Genomic DNA, 14,301 nt, shown 5'->3' on the forward strand with positions numbered 1-14,301 from the left:
GCAGCTCCGTGTCGGCGGCCGCTGCCACCGTCGCGGCGACGTCGGAGGAGGCGGAGTCGGCCGCCACGGCGGCACCGCTGCCGACGAGCGCGGTGACGACGCCGAGAGCGGCGAGGGCGGAGAGCGGTCTGCGGGCGAAGGTCACCGGCGGTTCCTCACGGTCGGGCTTGCACGGACGTCCCCGTGGCGCCGAGAAGCTATGGGCGCGATGTGTCCGCCCCGTGACCGCGAGCGCCGTTCTTCGTGACCTCGAAGGAGAATCCGCGGGCCCGACGCCCCGGAACAGCGCAGGGGGCGAGGCCTGGCGGTGGACCGGTCGGAGGACCGAGGGCGCACAGCTCCGGAGCTGTGTCACCCCACGATCACGCATTGTTGACGACAATTCGCCGTGTCTCCCTGAAAGCCTGGCAACTCGGACAAGCTCGTCTTTCCGCCCATCCCCCTCATTCCGTCGGTTCATTGTCCGGGAACCCTCGAAAGAATGAGGTTCCGGTGTTTATCCGCCGGGCACGCTGGTGCAGTCGGCCGACCGGCCGTGCTCCCGCTCCACCGAGGTCGCATGTCCAGCACAGCCGTCCACCGCACCGACGACCACACGCCCACCGGGGCCACCCCGGACGACCTCGACCGGCTCCTCCTGGCCGTCGCCCACGGCGACGAGCGGGCGTACGAGCGGGTCTACGCGATGAGCGCCCCGAGCCTGGTGGCCATGGCCGGCCGCCTCCTGCAGGACCACGGCAGCGCCGAGGACGTCGCACAGGAGGCCCTCCTCGAGGTCTGGCGGACCGCGCGCCGCTTCGACCCGGCGCGCGGCGGCGCCCGGGCGTGGATCACGACGATCGCGCGCCGCCGAGCCATCGACCGGGTGCGCCGCGAGCAGGCGAGCCAGGACCGGGACCAGCGGGCGTACGCGCTGGACCTGCCGCTGCAGGACGGCGCGGCCTCCGGCGACCCCGGGCTGCGGCTGGAGCGCGTCGAGCGCGGCGGCAGGGTGCGCCAGGCGATGACCACCCTGAGCTCGCTGCAGCACGAGGCGGTCTCGCTCGTCTACTACGACGACCTGACCCACCGCCAGCTCGCGGACCGGCTGGGCGTCCCGCTCGGCACCGCCAAGGCCCGCGTCCGCGACGGGCTGCGCCGGCTGCACGCCGCCGTTCCGGACCGTCGCCTGCTGTGAGGACGGGGCGCGCCGCCTTTGACCCGCTTCGACTAGCCTCGTACCCCGAGCCGTACCGACCGGCCCGGCCTCAGAGGACGGTGGAGCACTGACGCACGGCAGCGACGACGGCCGCGGGAGGCTGCCGGTCCAGGTCGGCCGGGAGCTGCTGCCGCCGGGCACCCCGATCGACCTGAGCAACTGCGAGCGGGAGCCCATCCACATCCCCGGCAGCGTGCAGCCCCGTGGCGCGCTGCTCGTGCTCACCGAGCCCGAGCTCGAGGTCGTCCAGGCCTCCGCCAGCGCGGCCGCGCTCCTGGGCCGTGAGCTGGACGAGCTGCTCGGCGCGCCGCTGGCCGTCGCGCTCGGGCCGGACGCGGCCGGTGAGGTCACCCGGTTCGCCAGCACGTTCGGCGACGTCCGCGACCGCAACCCGCTGGAGCTCACGCTGCGGCGGGACGGCCGGCCCCTGGGGGTGGACGCGATCCTGCACCGGGTCCCGCTCGACCCGACGGGAGCGCGCACCGGCTCGCTGCTCGTGGTCGAGCTCGAGCCGGCGTACGGCCCGCGCCCCTTCTCGTTCCCCAACACCTACCAGGCCGTCCGGGGCGCCGTCGCCGAGCTCAACCGGGCCGGCACGTTGCAGGAGCTCTACGACGTCACCGCACGGGAGGTGAAGGCGCTCACCGGCTTCGACCGGGTGATGATCTACCGCTACGACGCCGACTACAACGGCGAGGTCGTCGCGGAGGAGCGCGAGGAGCACCTCGAGCCGTTCCTCGGCCTGCACTACCCCGCCTCGGACGTCCCCCGGCAGGCCCGCGAGCTCTACGAGAAGAACTGGATCCGGCTGATCGACGACGTGGGCTACGTCCCGTCGCCCGTGGTGCCGACGGACAACCCGCTGACCGGGTGGCCGCTCGACCTGACCTATGCGAGCCTGCGCAGCGTCTCGCCGATCCACGTCGAGTACCTGCGCAACATGGGGGTGCGCGCCTCCATGTCGATCTCCCTGCTGCGCAGCGACAGGCTGTGGGGGCTCATCGCCTGCCACCACTACTCCGGACCGCACGCGCCGCCCTACGGCGTGCGCGCGGCGGCCGAGTTCCTCGGCTCGACACTCTCCCTGCGGCTGGTGGACCGCGCCCAGGACGAGGAGCTGCAGGCCGCGCTCGCGGCCCGCTCGACGATGGCCGCGCTCACCCGATCCACGCTGGACGAGGACGTCCCGCTGGCCCGCTCGCTGCTCGCCGGGCCGACGCTGCTGGACCTGGTGCCTGCCGCCGGCGTCGTCGTCGCGCTGGGCGGGGACGTGCAGAGCGCGGGACGGGTGCCGCCGCCCGACGTCGTCGAGCGGGTCGTCCGCTGGGCGTGCGACATGGGCCGTGACGTCGTCTCCACCGAGGAGCTGTCCGCCGTGCCCGGCCTCGACGTGCCCGTCGAGACCGCCTGCGGCGTGCTGGCCGTCCCGCTGCCCGACGGGCAGAGCGTGCTGTGGTTCCGGGACGAGACCGCGCGGTCGGTCGACTGGGGCGGCGACCCCCACACCAAGCTCCGCGTGCACGTCGAGGACGACCGCATGCGGCTCAGCCCGCGCCGGTCCTTCGCCCGCTGGCGCGAGGTCGTGCACGGCCGGTCCGAGCCGTGGACGGCCGAGCAGCTGCAGCTCGCCGCCCAGCTGCGGGCCACCGTCGTCGAGGCGCTCTGGGCCCGCTCACGCCGGCAGCTGCGGGCGGCGGAGACGCTGCAGCGTGCCCTGCTTCCCGGAACCCTGCCCCGGCCGGTCGGCTGGTCCATCGGCGCCCGCTACTCCCCCTCGGCGGGAGGGCGGGTGGGCGGCGACTGGTACGACGCCTTCGTGCTGCGGGACGGACGCCTCGCGCTCGTCCTGGGCGACGTCGCCGGGCACGGCCTGGCCGCCGCGGGCACGATGGCGCAGCTGCGCAACTCGCTGCGGGCGGTCCTGCTCGAGACCGGCGACCCGGCGGCGGCCCTCGGCCGGCTCGACGCGCTCGTCGAGTGGCTGCTGCCCGACGCCCTCGCGACGGCCGTCGTCGTCGTCGTGGACCCGGCCGACGGGCGTGGGTCGGCCGCCAGCTCCGGCCACCCCGCCCCGATCCTGCTCGCCCCCGACCGCGGCCCCGCGCCGCTCGAGCTGACGGCCGGGCCCCCGCTCGGGGTCGGCCTGGGGGCGCCCGAGGCAGCGGCGGTCGTCCTGCCCCCTGGCGCCTGCGTCTGCCTGTACTCCGACGGGCTCGTGGAGCGGCGCACCGAGTCCCTCGACGTCGGCCTGGCCAGGCTGCAGCGCAACCTCGCCACAGCTGACATCGACGAGGTGTTCCTGCGTACCCGGGACCCCGAGTCCGAGGACGACGCGACCCTCCTGGTGCTGCAGCGCGACGAGCAGGCCCGCGCCGGCTGACGTCGGGGCCGGCCCGGCGGACGCCTGCTCCTCGCCATGGCTAAGCATCCGGGCGGCGGCGCCGATCAGGGGGTCATGTCCGGCGTCGCCTCCGCTCCGGCCCTGCGGGGCGTGCGGGGCCAGCTGGCCGTGCTCGCGGCGCTCGCGGCACTGGCGCTCGCGGTGCCGCCGTTGCGCCCCCCGCTGCTCCTGCTCTCCAACTGGGCGGCGGTGGTGCTCGTACTGGCCGGGCCGCGTCGCTCCCCGGGCGCCCCGCTGCGGGTCGTCGTGCCGTTGGCGCTCTTCGCCACCTGCGTGGCCGTCGGCAACACCGCCCTCACCGTCGCCGGCGAGGAGAACACCCTCTCCCGCCTGGCCACCGGGCTCGCCCAGCCGGCGGCGGCCCTGATCCTGCCGGCGCTGTTCCGCTCGAGCGCGGCCCCGCGACGCGGGCTGCTGCTCGACGGCCTGGTCCTCGGGGTGCCCGTGGCGCTGGTCGCCGCGGAGCTGGCGCTGCGCGGTGCCCAGGAGCACCGGACGAGCGGGCTGCACTGGGAGCTGGCAGTGGCCCCTGCCGCGGACGTGGTCCTGCTCGGGCTGCTCGCCTGGCTGGCGCTGACCCGGTCCCGGCTCGTGCCCGCGATCGCCCTCGGGCTCGCCGGCGGCGTCGGGTGCACCGTGTACGACCTCATCGTGACCCTCGGGGGCCAGCGCGTCGCGCTCCCGGGCCAGGCGGTGCAGGCGCTCGGGGTCGTGGACATGCTGCTGTTCGGCCTCGCCGCGGTGCACCCGTCGGCGCAGGCCCTCGGAACACGCTCGGGGGCCGCCTCCCCGCGCCGCCCGCACGTCCAGGTGCTGCTGCTCCTGCCGCTCGCGGCCACCCCGGCCCTGCTGCTGGTGAGCCACGGGGTCGGCCTTCCCCTGCTCGTCCCGGAGTGGGCACTGGGCGGGGCCGCGCTCGTCGCGGTCCTGGCGGTGGCGACCCGCGCGGTGCAGGCCCTGCGCGAGGTCGAGCGGCGCTCGACCCGCGACCCCCTCACCGGCTACCTCAACCGGGCGGGCGTGGTGGACGCGCTGGGCCGGGTCACCGCGCAGGGCAGGGGCGCCGAGCTGGTCCTGCTCAACCTGCGCCGGTTCAGCGAGCTGAACGAGGCGCTGGGCCACGAGGCCGGCGACGAGCTGCTGCGCACGGTCGCCGACCGGGTCGCCGGGCAGCTGTGCCCGGACGACCGGCTCGGGCGTACCGACGGCGACGAGTTCGCGCTCGTGCTGCCCGACGCCCCGCCGGACGTTGTCGCGAAGCGGGCGGAGCGGCTCATCACGGCGTTCGCCGCCCCGTTCGAGGTGCAGGGCATGGCGCTGCACGTCACCGCACGGACGGGCCTCGTCGACGCAGCGCCGGGCGACGACCCGGAGGACCTGCTGCGCCGGGCCGGCGTGGCCGTGCACGCGGCCGAGCAGTCCGGCGGGCTGCCCGTCCGCCACGAGGACCGCCTGGACGACGCGGCGCGCCGCCGGTTCCAGCTGGCCGAGGACCTGCGCGACGGGCTCGCCCGGTTCGAGCTCGAGCTGCACTACCAGCCGAAGGTGGACCTCTACACCGGCGGGCTGTTCGGCGTCGAGGCGCTGGTGCGCTGGCGGCACCCGCAGCGCGGGCTGGTCCCGCCCGACGACTTCATCCCGCTCGCGGAGACCACCGGGCTGATCGTCCCGCTGACCGAGCAGGTGCTCGACGAGGCGGTCCGGCAGGCCCGGCTCTGGCTCGCGCAGGGACACCGCGTCCCCGTCGCGGTCAACGTGTCGCCGGCCTGCCTCCTGGCCGACGGGTTCGTCGACGGCGTGGGCGAGCGGCTCGCCCGCCACGGGCTGCCCGCAGGCCTGCTCCGGCTCGAGATCACCGAGACCGCGCTGCTGCGCGACGCCGAGCGCGCCATCGCCGAGCTGCACGCCCTCGCCGCGCTCGGCGTCAAGCTCTCCCTGGACGACTTCGGGACCGGCTACTCCTCCATGAGCTACCTGCGGAGGCTGCCCGCGGACGAGCTGAAGATCGACCGGTCGTTCGTCACCGGGCTCGCGGGCACCGGTGGGCGGGACGACATCCTCGTGGCGGCCATGGTCCAGCTCGGGCACAGCCTCGGCCTCTTCGTGGTGGCTGAGGGCGTCGAGGACGCCGAGACGGCGGACGCCCTCGCCGAGCTCGGCTGCGACGTCGGCCAGGGCTACTGGTGGTCGCGGCCGGTCCCGGCGTCCCAGCTCGCCGACTGGCTGACGAGGTCGCCGGCCGCCCAGGGCCTGAGCGAGCGCGCCCGGCCGTCCTCGGCCTAGGCCCGCAGGGCGGCCCGGGCCGTCCGGCCGGCCCGCGCCCCGTACCCGCCGCCGAACAGCACCGCGTGCACGAGCAGCGGGTGCAGCTGGTGGAGCGGCGCCCGCTGGCCCCAGCCGGGGGCGAGCGGCGCGGCCTCCGCGCACGCTGCCAGCACGCGCTCGAGCAGGGGCGCGCCGAACAGCGCGAGCATCGCGAGGTCGGTCTCGCGGTGCCCGCCGTCAACGCGGGGTCGGCCAGCCGGGCGCGGCCGTCCGCGCCCCAGAGCACGTTGCCGGTCCAGAGGTCCCCGTGGACCGTGGCGGGCGGCTCCGGCGGGCCCGCCAGCCGGTCGAGCCGCCCGAGCACGCGCTCCACGTCGCGTGCGTCGTCCGGGCCGATCGCGCCCCGGTCGACCGCCCGGGCGAGGAACGGCGCGACCCGGCGCTCGGCGTAGAACTGCGGCCAGGTGGCGGCGGGGGTGTTGTCCAGCGGCAGGACGGCGATCCAGCCGGGCGTCGGCGCCCCGAGCCCGCCGGAGGCGTGCCGTGCCTCGCCGCCAGCTCACGGCCGAGCCGCTCGGCAGCGGACGGGGTCTCCGGGCCGGGCGGCACCCACTCCAGGACGAGCGCCTCGTCGTCGACGCCCAGCACCTCCGGCACGGGAGCCCCTGCCGCCGCGGCCAGCAGCCGCAGCCCGGCGGCCTCCGTGGCGAAGAAGCCCGCCGCCGCCCGTCCCGCGTCTTGGCGAAGAACTCCCGGCCGTCCCCCAGCCGCGCCCGGTACGCGCGGCAGACGTCCCCGCCTGGCACCGGGCGCACCGCCGACACCGCGACGCCGAGCAGCCGCTCCACGGCCGTCGTGACGACGCTCCCGCCGTGGCTCATCCCACGGAGCGGGCGGCGAGCCACGCCCGCACGTGCTCGAGGATCCCCGGGGCGGCCGCCTCCACCTGGTCGAGCGTGAGCTCGAAGCCCGCGTCGTCGCCGTAGTAGGGGTCGGCGACGTCGAGGTCCTCGCCCGCGCCGGGGTCGAAAGACCGCAGCAGCCGTACCTTCTCGGCTGCGTCCGGTGTCGGCGCCAGCGCCCGCAACGCGCGTACGTGACCCGCGTCGAGGGCGAGCACGAGGTCCTTGCCCGCGAACCACTCCGCGGCGAACTGCCGTGCCACGTGGGCGTCGTCGTACCCCCGCGCCCGCAGCACCGCCGCGGCCCGCGGGTCCGCCGGGCCGCCGACGTGCCAGCCGCCGGTGCCCGCGCTGTCCACGTGCACGACGTCCCCGAGCCCGGCGTCCCCGAACGCCCGGCGCAGCACGATCTCGCCCATCGGTGACCGGCAGATGTTGCCGGTGCAGACGACACAGATGCGGTACGCGACGGTCACCCGCTCATCCTGCCCAGCCCTGCTCCCGATCCGGTGACACGGGCCCGCGGCGCCTTGACCGGTCGACGGGCGGCCTCTAACCTCCCGTGAAACGTTTGCGCGAAGGACTCCTGCCGGTGGCTGTGACGATCCGGGACGTCGCCCGACTCGCGGGGGTCGACCCCGGCACCGTGAGCCGCGCGTTGACCAGGCCCGGCCTCGTCAACGACGCGACGCGGCTGCGCGTGCTGCAGGCCGTGCGCGACGCCGGCTACGTCCCCAACGCCTCCGCTCGCGCCGTGCGCCGTGGCGGCACGGGAAGCATCGCGCTGGTGGTGCTCGACATCGGCAACCCCTTCTTCACCGAGCTCACCTCCGCGGTCGAGTCCTGTGCGCAGGAGTCCGGCCGGCTCGTGGACCTGTTCAGCAGCGGGGCGGACGCGCGCCGGGAGGAGCGCGTCCTCGAGCACGTGCTCCAACTGCGACCCGACGGCGTGGTCGTCATGCCGCTGGACCCGGAGCACCCGCTGCTGCACCGAATGTCCGCGACCGGGACCCCGGTCGTGGTGCTCGGCCATCGCGTACGCCGCAACCGGCTCAGCTCCGTCCGCGGCGACGAGGGCTGCTCCGGACGTGAGGTCGCGCGCCACCTGGTCGAGCTGGGCCATCGGCGGGTGCTCCTGGCCGGGCCGCTCGAGACGCCGCGTCTCGCGGGCGCCCGCCGCGCCCTGACCGCGGCATCGGCAACGGCTGAACTGCGCATCACCGGACGCGCCGGTCTGCAGGACGGCCGGGCCGTCGGGGAGACGGTGGCCGGCACCCCCGCACGCCGCAGGCCGACCGCCGTCTTCTGCAACAACGACATGATGGCGCTCGGCCTGCTGCAGTTCGCCCGTGAGCGGCACATCCGCGTGCCGGAGGACCTCGCGGTCGTCGGCTACGACGACACGGCACTCGCCAGCGCGGCGAGCGGGGTCGGGCTGACGAGCGTCCGCACCCCGCCCGAGCGCATCGGCGCCGCGGCCGTGCGCCTCCTGTCCGAGGAGGCCGCGGGCGTGCAGGCGCGGCGGGACGTCGTCGTACGCCCGCGGCTGCACGTCCGGGCCTCCACGGTCGGCCAGCCGCCGGTCAGAAGCCGGTGAGCTTCCAGAGCTGCTGGCTGCTGTTCCACCCCGCGGGCGTCACGGCGGCGGAGCGCACCTCCCCGGAGGCGTCGTAGGTGTCGGACGTCGCCTGCAGGGCCGCACCGCTGCGCGCATTGACGATGCGCACGTAGCCGCCGCCGGCGTCCACGATGCGCCAGCGCTGCTCGGGCAGGTCCCAGGACCGCGGGGTCAGGGCGACCTGGGCCGCGCCGGCGTACCCGCCGTACTGCTCGCCCGTCGCCTGCAGCACCAGGCCGCTGCGAGCAGTGCTGGAGATCCGGTACGTGCCGTCCCCCACAGCGCTGACCGCCCAGCGCTGCTCCGGCCCCCGCCAGGCCACGGGAGTGGTGACGACGCGCCTGGTGTCGGCGTAGCCGCCGTACGCCTCGGCGGTGGCGTGCAGCGCGCCCTGCCCGTCCCGCGCCGTGACGGCGAAGGTGCCGACGCGCGGGTCCGCGGTCGCCCGCCCCACGCCGGCGAACGCGGCGCCGTGGCTGGTGAGAGAGCCGTCGGGCGCGTACAGCCGGGTCCAGCGGCAGCTCGCGTCCGCGCTGGTGTCGAGGAACCAGGCGTAGCGCTCGACGTAGGGCGACTGCTCGAGCCGCTGGGCGACGGCGCGCAGGAACGCGTCGGCCCGCTCGTCCGTGGGAGCCTGCTTCAGCGCCGGCAGGCCCCACGCCGACACGTCGATCGCCCCGACCTCGGTCACCCAGACGGGCTTGCGCCACTTGACCCAGGCGTCCTCGACCATCGCCATCAGCTGGTCCGGCGCGCTCGGGTCGGTGAAGTCCGGGTAGAAGTGCAGGGTGACGAAGTCGACCCGGTACCCGCGGGCCTGCGCCCCGGACATGAACCTGTCGAGCCAGCCGCCCCAGTAGTTCGCGACCGCCGGGCTCCCGAGCCTCAGCCCCGTCGCCTGCAGCTTGGGCCAGAGCGCGAGCGCCTGCTCGGGGGTGAGGTCCGCCTGGTCGGCGTGGTCCGGCTCGTTGAAGCCGAGCAGCTCCTTGTAGCGGCCGGCTCTCGCCCCGGAGGCGAGCGCGCCCATCTGCGCCGCGGAAGCGGCCGTGGCCGCGCCCCAGACCATGGGGACGAACTGCACCCCGCTCGCACTGGACCCGCTGTCTGTCCAGTTGTACGACCACGTCGCCCCGAGCGCGGCCAGCTTGTCCTGCCGCGAGGCGAGCGTCGTGGCGGCGACCCCCTTCTTCGGGGACACCTGCACGACCGCCGCGGCCTTGGCCGAGGTGCGCGCCTGCGCAGAGCCGGGCACCACGGCGAGCAGCCCGGCCATCACTGTGGCCAGGGCGACGCCCACAGCCCTTCCGTTACGCGTTCGCACTCGACGTGCCTCCCTGACGATGCGGCTGGTGACGGCGACAGGCCGTCGCTCCCACAACTCCGCTTGTGCATCGGCAGCGACCGGCCGTGACTGAAGCTCGAGCCCGCACGGGTTCAGGAGCACGCGGCCCCGACCCGCGACCCAGGTGGAGTGTCGCCACCGACCCTAGCCCCGCGGCTGCTGAAACGTCTGCCGGCCGAGGATCGGGCAACCCTCCCGTCACCCGGACGGCCCAGCGGCCACTCACGCTCCGAACAGTCCCCCGGACGCACTGTCGATCTTTCGTCCCGATCGGGCGACGCGGGTGGACAGCTGGTGATCTCGTGATGCACGGTCCTGTCTGCAATCGATTCAAGACCCCTTGGAGAGCTCCCCACATGCTCCGCCCCTCGCAAGCCTCGCGCTGGGTCGTGCTCGCGGCGGCCGGCGCCGTCGCAGCCGCCGCCCTCGTCGGACCTGCTTCCCCCGCCTCCGCCACCACGGCCTTGCCGTGGATGGACACGACGCTCGGCGCGGACCAGCGTGCCGCCCTGGTCCTCGCCGAGATGTCGCTGCACCAGAAGGCCAACCTGCTCATCCAGACCGGCGGGCCTGGCGTGCCCGAGCTCGGCATCCCCGCCATTCGCGGCCGCGACGCCTCCAACGGCGTCTCCCTGACGCCGGCGTCCACCGCTCTGCCCGTCGGCCTCGCGCTCGCGTCGGCGTGGAACGACGAGCTGGCCGGCGTCTACGGCAGCGTGGCCGGCGAGCAGGTGCGCGGCGCCGGCTACAACTCCGCCGCCGCCCCGTCGATGGACCTCGCCCGCAACCCCTGGAACGGCCGCCAGTGGGAGAGCTACGGCGAGGACCCCCTCCTCTCCGGCCGGCTGGCCACTGCCCAGACCCGAGGCATCCAGTCCAAGGTGCCGGCGGAGGTCAAGCACTACAACGTCTACACCCAGGAGACCCGTCGCGGGCACGTCGACGCGGTCGTCGACGAGCGCACGCTCCAGGAGGTGTACATCCGGCCCTGGGAGAAGGTCGTCTCGGAGGCCGACCCCGCGTCCGTGATGTGCTCCTTCAACAAGATCAACGGTGAGCACGGCTGCAGCAGCGGCACGATGCTCAACACCATCCTCAAGGGCCAGCTCGGCTTCAAGGGGTTCGTGCAGACCGACTACGACGCCGCGCACAGCATCGACGACTTCAGCAAGGGCCTGGACACCTCCGGCGAGAAGCTGGACTACTCGGGGGCCAACCTCGAGCAGGCCGTGCTCTCCGGCCGGGTCCCGCAGCAGCGTGTGGACGACGCGGCCCGCCGAGTGCTCGTCAGCATGTTCAAGTACGGCGTGATCGACAACCCGCCCCCCGGCTCGTTCACCACCCCGATGCCCGCGACGCCGGCACTGCCCGCAGCGATGCTGGAGCGCGGTGACGAGGTGGCGACCGAGGTCGGGGAGCAGAGCATCGTGCTGCTCAAGAACGACCGCAGTCAGCTTCCCTTGTCGACTGCGGCCACGAAGTCGATCGCGGTCATCGGCTCCGACGCCGACCACTACATCGACGGTGGCGGCAGCGCGGCGGTCACGAACCCGATCAACGCCCAGCAGAGCGGGTACGGCAATGGCACCGGTGGCAACTCCACCGCCGCGCAGCTGACGACCATCCTCGACGGCATCACCGGCCGCGCCGGCAGGGGCGTCGCCGTGAGGCACGCCGCCGGGACCGACCCGGTCGGCACCGCCGACACGCTGCCCGGCCCGGCGCCCGTCCCCTCGGGCGTCCTGTCCGGCGTGCGGGCCGAGTACCACCTCGGCCTCAACAGCTTCGCGAGCCCGGCCATGCTCACCCGGGCCGAGAAGCAGGTCCAGCTGCGGCTCGGCCTGTCGAACGACACCATCAACAGCTCCCAGGTGCCGGGCGTCCCGTTCCCGCTCCCCGTCGCCCCGATCTCGGTGCGCTGGACGGGCACGCTCACCGCGCCGAGCACCGGCACGTACGGCCTCTCGCTCTCGAGCCTCGGCACCGCGAAGCTGTACGTCGACGGCCGGCTGGCCCTCGACAACCCGGCCACCACGTACGGCACCAGGACGGTGCAGCTGCCGCTGACCGCGGGCAAGTCCGTCAAGGTCCAGGTCGACTACACCACCGACGCGCCGAACCAGTTCGACGGCTCGCTCAACGACCAGCCCGGTGCCATGGTGCGCCTCGGCTGGACGCCGCCGGCGGACGTGCTCTCGCCCGCGATGAAGGAGGCGGCGGCGCTCGCGAAGAAGTCCGACGTGGCCGTCGTCGTCGCTCGCGACTACACCGGTGAGGGCGCCGACCGGGGCAGCCTCACGCTGCCGCAGGACCAGGACAAGCTCATCCGCGCCGTGGCCGCCGCCAACCCGAGGACGGTCGTCGTGCTCGCGACCAGCGGCGCGGTGACGATGCCGTGGCTGTCGAAGGTCCCCGCGGTCATCGAGGCGTGGTACGGCGGGCAGCAGCAGGGCAAGTCGGTCGCCAAGGTGCTCTTCGGCGACGTCAACCCCTCGGGCAAGCTGCCGGTCACCTTCCCCGCCTCCGAGGCGCAGCCCACCCGCATGGGCGTGCAGCCAGCGTTCGACGACATCGACGAGGTCAACCCGACGGTGACCTACGCCGAGGGCCTGAACATCGGCTACCGGGGCTACGCCAAGAACGACCTCGAGCCGCTCTTCCCCTTCGGCTACGGCCTGTCCTACACCCGGTTCGACTACTCCAGCCTCTCGACCCGCGGCATCGACACCCGCCACAAGGGCAAGGGCCACGCGGACGACGTCGCCCGCGTCAAGCTGCGCGTCCGCAACACCGGCGAGCGCGCGGGCACCGAGATCGTGCAGGTCTATGTGGGCAAGCTCCCGGGCAAGGCCGCGAGCCCGGTCAAGCAGCTCGCGGGCTACGCCCGGGTGACGCTGCAGCCGGGCAAGAAGTCCACGGTGACGATCGACCTGGACGAGCGCGCGCTGCAGTACTGGGACGCCGGCGCGGACCGCTGGGTGACCCCGGCCGGCGACGTCCCCGTGTTCGTCGGGACGTCCTCCGCGGACGCCCGCCTCACCGGGACGATCACGGTCGAGTAGCGGGACATCCTCCCCTGGGGCAGGGGCCGGCGAGCTCGCCGGCCCCTGCCCTCGTCCCGTCTCCCTTCGCGGGCTGATCGAGCCGCCGTCGGGTGAGCACCCCGAGCACCCGGTTGGGCTAGCACGGTCTCGGAGGGGCCGCCGATGAGACGGGCGTACTAGAACGTTCGGGGGAAGCTCATGTCCACACTTGTCGACGCCGGGAACGGCGGCGAGGTCGACACCGTCGCCGAGGCGGGCCGTCTGCAGGCGCTCGACGCGTACGCGGTGTGCGGCACGGCACCGGAGCAGGCGTTCGACGACATCGCCTCCCTCGCCGCGGACCTCTGCGGCGCTCCGATCGCGCTGGTCAGCCTGGTGGGCCGGGAGCAGGTGTGGTTCAAGGCGCGGCACGGGCTCGAGGTCGCGTCCGCAGGCCGCGAGTCCGTCCTCTGCCCGCTGGCCCTTCGCGGCACCGATCTGGTGGAGCTGCCCGACCTGACGCTGGTGGAGGAGTACGCCCGCAGCCCGCTGGTGGTCGGCGAGCCGCACGCACGGTTCTACGCCGGCGCGCCGCTGCTCACGGCCGACGGCCACGTGATCGGGTCCCTGTGCGTCCTGGACTCCGTCCCGCGCCGGCTCACGGACGCGCAGCGGCGCGGCCTGCGCACGCTGGCCTCGCACGTCGTCGTGCAGCTGGAGCTGCGCCGGCGCGTCTGCCAGGAGGCCGTCGCGAACGACCGGCTCCGGCGCGCGGACCAGCTCAAGAGCGATTTCCTCGCCCGCATCACCCACGAGTTCCGCACCCCGCTGACCTGCATCACCGGCTACCTGGAGCTGCTGGTGGCCGGGGGCCTGGGCCCGGACGAGGTGGCCGAGTCCCTGCACGTCGTGCAGCGCAACTCCGCCCGGCTCACCGGGTTGGTCGACGACGTGCTCGCGGCCTCCCAGCTCGGCGGCGCGGCGCCGGCGCCCGAGCGCACGGTCGAGGACCTGTTCGACCTCGCCGCGGAGGCCGTGGCGAAGCACGCGGGGACGGCTGCCCGCCGAGGGGTGGCCCTCGAGCTCGCTGCGCCTCTCGGGCCCTCCGAGCCCTCCATGGCGTACGTGCGGGGCGACCGGGTGGGGCTGGCCTGCGCGCTCTCCCGCGTCGTCTCCAATGCGGTGCTCTACACCCCGGCGGGAGGGTCGGCCACGGTCAGCGTCACCGTCGAGGCGGACCGCTGCGCGGTCTCCGTGACGGACACCGGCGTGGGCGTGCCCGCGGACGAGGTCGCCGAGGTGCTCAAGCCCTTCTGCCGCGGCCGCTACGCCGACGAGCGGCAGGTCCCGGGGGCGGGCCTGGGCCTGCCCCTCGCGGCGGCGACCGTGCAGGCCCACGACGGCAAGCTCACGTTCGACAGCGTGCACGGCGCCGGCACGACGGTGACGATCGCACTGCCGCGCGCCTGACCCCACGCCCGGTCCCCGCGGGGCCCGCGGCCGGCACGCCGAGGCCCCGCCACGCGGAGGGGCGGGGCCTCGGCCGTGCGGG

At 74.8% G+C, this 14,301-nt stretch carries 8 protein-coding genes and 1 pseudogene; 6 read left to right on the forward strand and 3 right to left on the reverse strand.

The features are described 5' to 3' along the window. The first annotated feature begins 559 nt into the window (after positions 1–559). From G9H72_RS15445 to G9H72_RS15455, 3 genes are all read left to right on the forward strand, one after another. Positions 560–1,177, forward strand: a complete 618-nt coding sequence (locus G9H72_RS15445) for a sigma-70 family RNA polymerase sigma factor (protein ID WP_166172681.1) — start codon at positions 560–562, stop codon at positions 1,175–1,177. 172 nt (positions 1,178–1,349) lie between these two features. Then, positions 1,350–3,578, forward strand: a complete 2,229-nt coding sequence (locus G9H72_RS15450; RefSeq protein ID WP_269205294.1) for a SpoIIE family protein phosphatase — start codon at positions 1,350–1,352, stop codon at positions 3,576–3,578. Positions 3,579–3,614: 36 nt separating this feature from the next. Beyond that, the gene (locus G9H72_RS15455) at positions 3,615–5,882 is read left to right on the forward strand and encodes a putative bifunctional diguanylate cyclase/phosphodiesterase (RefSeq protein ID WP_166172683.1); all 2,268 of its coding nucleotides are present in this window, start codon (positions 3,615–3,617) and stop codon (positions 5,880–5,882) included. Here the strand turns inward: G9H72_RS15455 and G9H72_RS22495 are convergent. Next, positions 5,879–6,745, reverse strand: a pseudogene (locus tag G9H72_RS22495) (fructosamine kinase family protein). The gene G9H72_RS15455 and the pseudogene G9H72_RS22495 overlap by 4 nt on opposite strands. After that, positions 6,742–7,185, reverse strand: a complete 444-nt coding sequence (locus G9H72_RS15465; protein ID WP_196791282.1) for a low molecular weight protein-tyrosine-phosphatase — start codon at positions 7,183–7,185, stop codon at positions 6,742–6,744. The pseudogene G9H72_RS22495 and the gene G9H72_RS15465 overlap by 4 nt, the downstream one beginning before the upstream one ends. Positions 7,186–7,358: 173 nt before the next feature. On the opposite strand from G9H72_RS15465, the gene G9H72_RS15470 reads away from it, so the two are divergent. Beyond that, positions 7,359–8,363 (forward strand): LacI family DNA-binding transcriptional regulator, encoded by a 1,005-nt coding sequence (locus G9H72_RS15470; protein ID WP_166172687.1) that lies wholly within the window; start codon positions 7,359–7,361, stop codon positions 8,361–8,363. Here the strand turns inward: G9H72_RS15470 and G9H72_RS15475 are convergent. Further along, a complete protein-coding gene (locus G9H72_RS15475) occupies positions 8,350–9,681 on the reverse strand; it encodes a glycosyl hydrolase (RefSeq protein ID WP_166172689.1) in 1,332 nt (443 codons plus the stop codon). The genes G9H72_RS15470 and G9H72_RS15475 overlap by 14 nt on opposite strands. A gap of 401 nt (positions 9,682–10,082) precedes the next feature. Between G9H72_RS15475 and G9H72_RS15480 the strand changes: the two genes are divergently transcribed. Both G9H72_RS15480 and G9H72_RS15485 read left to right on the forward strand, forming a co-directional pair. Then, the gene (locus G9H72_RS15480) at positions 10,083–12,788 is read left to right on the forward strand and encodes a beta-glucosidase (RefSeq protein WP_166172691.1); all 2,706 of its coding nucleotides are present in this window, start codon (positions 10,083–10,085) and stop codon (positions 12,786–12,788) included. Between the two features lie 180 nt (positions 12,789–12,968). Continuing rightward, entirely contained in the window at positions 12,969–14,219 is a 1,251-nt protein-coding gene (locus G9H72_RS15485) for a GAF domain-containing sensor histidine kinase (RefSeq protein WP_166172693.1), read from the forward strand. Positions 14,220–14,301: the final 82 nt, after the last annotated feature.

Origin of the sequence: Motilibacter aurantiacus, assembly GCF_011250645.1 — a bacterium.
Classification (GTDB): Bacteria; Actinomycetota; Actinomycetes; order Motilibacterales; family Motilibacteraceae; genus Motilibacter_A; species Motilibacter_A aurantiacus.

Excerpts from the sequence above, each read along its gene's own strand:
- G9H72_RS15455 (WP_166172683.1), top strand. The coding sequence starts at position 3,615 with ATGGCTAAGCATCCGGGCGGCGGCGCCGATCAGGGGGTCATGTCCGGC.
- G9H72_RS15465 (WP_196791282.1), bottom strand. The coding sequence starts at position 7,185 with ATGGGCGAGATCGTGCTGCGCCGGGCGTTCGGGGACGCCGGGCTCGGG.
- G9H72_RS15485 (WP_166172693.1), top strand. The coding sequence starts at position 12,969 with ATGTCCACACTTGTCGACGCCGGGAACGGCGGCGAGGTCGACACCGTC.
- G9H72_RS15480 (WP_166172691.1), top strand. The coding sequence starts at position 10,083 with ATGCTCCGCCCCTCGCAAGCCTCGCGCTGGGTCGTGCTCGCGGCGGCC.
- G9H72_RS15445 (WP_166172681.1), top strand. The coding sequence starts at position 560 with ATGTCCAGCACAGCCGTCCACCGCACCGACGACCACACGCCCACCGGG.